We start from the raw sequence: 5,092 nt of genomic DNA, 5'->3' as shown, positions 1-5,092 counted from the left end.
GGTGGTATAGGTGATATACTAATATAGTTGTCGCGAAAGACAAAGCCCTTTGAAAACTGAACAAGACGAACCAAGTGCAGGGTGACATAGAGATATGTGACCTGTCAAAAAACGAAAATAAATCTGTCAGTGGACAGTAATGAGTGCGAACTCAAACTTTTTAATGAGAGTTTGATCCTGGCTCAGGACGAACGCTGGCGGCGTGCCTAATACATGCAAGTAGAACGCTGAAGAGAGGAGCTTGCTCTTCTTGGATGAGTTGCGAACGGGTGAGTAACGCGTAGGTAACCTGCCTGGTAGCGGGGGATAACTATTGGAAACGATAGCTAATACCGCATAAAATTGATTATTGCATGATAATTAATTGAAAGATGCAACTGCATCACTACCAGATGGACCTGCGTTGTATTAGCTAGTTGGTGAGGTAACGGCTCACCAAGGCGACGATACATAGCCGACCTGAGAGGGTGATCGGCCACACTGGGACTGAGACACGGCCCAGACTCCTACGGGAGGCAGCAGTAGGGAATCTTCGGCAATGGGGGGAACCCTGACCGAGCAACGCCGCGTGAGTGAAGAAGGTTTTCGGATCGTAAAGCTCTGTTGTAAGAGAAGAACGGGTGTGAGAGTGGAAAGTTCACACTGTGACGGTATCTTACCAGAAAGGGACGGCTAACTACGTGCCAGCAGCCGCGGTAATACGTAGGTCCCGAGCGTTGTCCGGATTTATTGGGCGTAAAGCGAGCGCAGGCGGTTAGATAAGTCTGAAGTTAAAGGCTGTGGCTTAACCATAGTATGCTTTGGAAACTGTTTAACTTGAGTGCAGAAGGGGAGAGTGGAATTCCATGTGTAGCGGTGAAATGCGTAGATATATGGAGGAACACCGGTGGCGAAAGCGGCTCTCTGGTCTGTAACTGACGCTGAGGCTCGAAAGCGTGGGGAGCAAACAGGATTAGATACCCTGGTAGTCCACGCCGTAAACGATGAGTGCTAGGTGTTAGGCCCTTTCCGGGGCTTAGTGCCGCAGCTAACGCATTAAGCACTCCGCCTGGGGAGTACGACCGCAAGGTTGAAACTCAAAGGAATTGACGGGGGCCCGCACAAGCGGTGGAGCATGTGGTTTAATTCGAAGCAACGCGAAGAACCTTACCAGGTCTTGACATCCCTCTGACCGCTCTAGAGATAGAGTTTTCCTTCGGGACAGAGGTGACAGGTGGTGCATGGTTGTCGTCAGCTCGTGTCGTGAGATGTTGGGTTAAGTCCCGCAACGAGCGCAACCCCTATTGTTAGTTGCCATCATTGAGTTGGGCACTCTAGCGAGACTGCCGGTAATAAACCGGAGGAAGGTGGGGATGACGTCAAATCATCATGCCCCTTATGACCTGGGCTACACACGTGCTACAATGGCTGGTACAACGAGTCGCAAGCCGGTGACGGCAAGCTAATCTCTGAAAGCCAGTCTCAGTTCGGATTGTAGGCTGCAACTCGCCTACATGAAGTCGGAATCGCTAGTAATCGCGGATCAGCACGCCGCGGTGAATACGTTCCCGGGCCTTGTACACACCGCCCGTCACACCACGAGAGTTTGTAACACCCGAAGTCGGTGAGGTAACCGTAAGGAGCCAGCCGCCTAAGGTGGGATAGATGATTGGGGTGAAGTCGTAACAAGGTAGCCGTATCGGAAGGTGCGGCTGGATCACCTCCTTTCTAAGGAGTCCGTAAGGACACACGGAATGCACTTGGGTCTTGTTTAGTTTTGAGAGGGCTATGTGGGGCCTTAGCTCAGCTGGGAGAGCGCCTGCTTTGCACGCAGGAGGTCAGCGGTTCGATCCCGCTAGGCTCCATTATCTAGTTTGACTAGATAAAGAACTTGTCCATTGAAAATTGAATACCGATATCAAATAGTAACAAGAAAATAAACCGAAAACGCTGTGAATATTAATGAGTTTAAGACTGAAAGGTCAAAAATAAGGTTAAGTTAGTAAGGGCGCACGGTGGATGCCTTGGCACTAGGAGCCGATGAAGGACGTGACAAACGACGAAATGCCTCGGGGAGCTGTAAGTAAGCACTTGATCCGGGGATGTCCGAATGGGGGAACCCAACAGGTTGATGCCTGTTACCCATTTCTGTTAAGGAAATGAGGAGGAAGACGCAGTGAACTGAAACATCTAAGTAGCTGCAGGAAGAGAAAGCAAAAGCGATTGCCTTAGTAGCGGCGAGCGAAGAGGCAGGAGGGCAAACCGAAGAGTTTACTCTTCGGGGTTGTAGGACTGCAATGTGGACTCAGAATTTATAGAAGAATGACTTGGGAAAGTCAGCCAAAGAGAGTAAGAGCCTCGTATTTTAAATAGATTCTGTACCTAGCAGTATCCTGAGTACGGCGGGACACGTGAAATCCCGTCGGAATCTGGGAGGACCATCTCCCAACCCTAAATACTCCCTAGTGACCGATAGTGAACCAGTACCGTGAGGGAAAGGTGAAAAGCACCCCGGGAGGGGAGTGAAATAGAACCTGAAACCGTGTGCCTACAACAAGTTCGAGCCCGTTCATGGGTGAGAGCGTGCCTTTTGTAGAATGAACCGGCGAGTTACGTTATGATGCGAGGTTAAGTTGAAGAGACGGAGCCGTAGGGAAACCGAGTCTGAATAGGGCGTTTTAGTATCATGATGTAGACCCGAAACCATGTGACCTACCCATGAGCAGGTTGAAGGTGCGGTAAAACGCACTGGAGGACCGAACCAGGGCACGTTGAAAAGTGCTTGGATGACTTGTGGGTAGCGGAGAAATTCCAAACGAACTTGGAGATAGCTGGTTCTCTCCGAAATAGCTTTAGGGCTAGCGTCGACATAAAGATTCTTGGAGGTAGAGCACTGTTTGGGTGAGGGGTCCATCCCGGATTACCAATCTCAGATAAACTCCGAATGCCAATGAATTGTGGTCGGCAGTCAGACTGCGAGTGCTAAGATCCGTAGTCGAAAGGGAAACAGCCCAGACCACCAGCTAAGGTCCCAAAATAATTGTTAAGTGGAAAAGGATGTGGGGTTGCACAGACAACTAGGATGTTAGCTTAGAAGCAGCTATTCATTCAAAGAGTGCGTAATAGCTCACTAGTCGAGTGACCCTGCGCCGAAAATGTACCGGGGCTAAAACAATTTACCGAAGCTGTGGATACCTTTTATAGGTATGGTAGGAGAGCGTTCTATGTGTGGAGAAGGTGTACCGTGAGGAGCGCTGGAACGCATAGAAGTGAGAATGCCGGTATGAGTAGCGCAAGACAGGTGAGAATCCTGTCCACCGTAAGACTAAGGTTTCCAGGGGAAGGCTCGTCCGCCCTGGGTTAGTCGGGACCTAAGGAGAGACCGAAAGGTGTATCCGATGGCCAACAGGTTGAGATTCCTGTACTAGAGTATGAAGTGATGGAGGGACGCAGTAGGCTAACTCGTGCGTACGATTGGATGTACGTCTAAGCAGTGAGGCGTGGTATGAGTCAAATGCTTATACCTGTAACGTTGAGCTGTGATGGGGAGCGAAGTTTAGTAGCGAGTGAGTGATGTCACACTGCCAAGAAAAGCTTCTAGCGTTGTATCATACTCTACCCGTACCGCAAACCGACACAGGTAGTCGAGGCGAGTAGCCTCAGGTGAGCGAGAGAACTCTCGTTAAGGAACTCGGCAAAATGACCCCGTAACTTCGGGAGAAGGGGTGCTGACTTAAGTCAGCCGCAGTGAATAGGCCCAAGCAACTGTTTATCAAAAACACAGCTCTCTGCTAAATCGTAAGATGATGTATAGGGGGTGACGCCTGCCCGGTGCTGGAAGGTTAAGAGGAGTGCTTAGCGGTAACGCGAAGGTATGAATTGAAGCCCCAGTAAACGGCGGCCGTAACTATAACGGTCCTAAGGTAGCGAAATTCCTTGTCGGGTAAGTTCCGACCCGCACGAAAGGCGTAATGATTTGGGCACTGTCTCAACGAGAGACTCGGTGAAATTTTAGTACCTGTGAAGATGCAGGTTACCCGCGACAGGACGGAAAGACCCCATGGAGCTTTACTGCAGTTTGATATTGAGTGTCTGTGCCACATGTACAGGATAGGTAGGAGCCTAAGAGATCGGGACGCCAGTTTCGATGGAGGCGTTGTTGGGATACTACCCTTGTGTTATGGCCACTCTAACCCGGTAGGTTTATCATCTACGGAGACAGTGTCTGACGGGCAGTTTGACTGGGGCGGTCGCCTCCTAAAAGGTAACGGAGGCGCCCAAAGGTTCCCTCAGACTGGTTGGAAATCAGTCGCAGAGTGTAAAGGTATAAGGGAGCTTGACTGCGAGAGCTACAACTCGAGCAGGGACGAAAGTCGGGCTTAGTGATCCGGTGGTTCCGCATGGAAGGGCCATCGCTCAACGGATAAAAGCTACCCTGGGGATAACAGGCTTATCTCCCCCAAGAGTTCACATCGACGGGGAGGTTTGGCACCTCGATGTCGGCTCGTCGCATCCTGGGGCTGTAGTCGGTCCCAAGGGTTGGGCTGTTCGCCCATTAAAGCGGCACGCGAGCTGGGTTCAGAACGTCGTGAGACAGTTCGGTCCCTATCCGTCGCGGGCGTAGGAAATTTGAGAGGATCTGCTCCTAGTACGAGAGGACCAGAGTGGACTTACCGCTGGTGTACCAGTTGTTCTGCCAAGAGCATCGCTGGGTAGCTATGTAGGGAAGGGATAAACGCTGAAAGCATCTAAGTGTGAAACCCACCTCAAGATGAGATTTCCCATAACGCAAGTTAGTAAGAGCCCTGAGAGAAGATCAGGTTGATAGGTTAGGAGTGGAAGTGTGGTGACACATGGAGCGGACTAATACTAATCGCTCGAGGACTTATCCTAGAATAAGAAATTCATCAGAGTGCAGCGAATGGTTTAGAGAAATGTTAGATTTGATATTGTATTCAATTTTGAGTTGACAAGGCTTGTCTGAGAGGACAGGACAGTTAATTCAATAGTTAAGTGACGATAGCCTAGGAGATACACCTGTACCCATGCCGAACACAGCAGTTAAGCCCTAGAACGCCGGAAGTAGTTGGGGGTTGCCCCCTGTGAGATATGG

The 5,092-nt window shown here is 50.3% G+C and carries 1 tRNA gene and 3 rRNA genes; all 4 read left to right on the top strand.

The features are described 5' to 3' along the window. The first annotated feature begins 159 nt into the window (after positions 1-159). A 16S ribosomal RNA gene (locus tag K1I94_RS11185) occupies positions 160-1,707 on the top strand. A 64-nt stretch (positions 1,708-1,771) separates the two neighbouring features. Then, positions 1,772-1,844, top strand: a tRNA-Ala gene (locus K1I94_RS11180). Between the two features lie 127 nt (positions 1,845-1,971). Next, positions 1,972-4,872: ribosomal RNA gene (locus K1I94_RS11175) — 23S ribosomal RNA — on the top strand. A gap of 116 nt (positions 4,873-4,988) precedes the next feature. After that, positions 4,989-5,092 (top strand): 5S ribosomal RNA (gene rrf / locus K1I94_RS11170); the annotation flags it as partial.

The organism is Streptococcus sanguinis (assembly GCF_019929145.1).
Taxonomy (GTDB): domain Bacteria; phylum Bacillota; class Bacilli; order Lactobacillales; family Streptococcaceae; genus Streptococcus; species Streptococcus sanguinis_U.
This window is presented reverse-complemented; position numbering and strand designations above follow the sequence as displayed.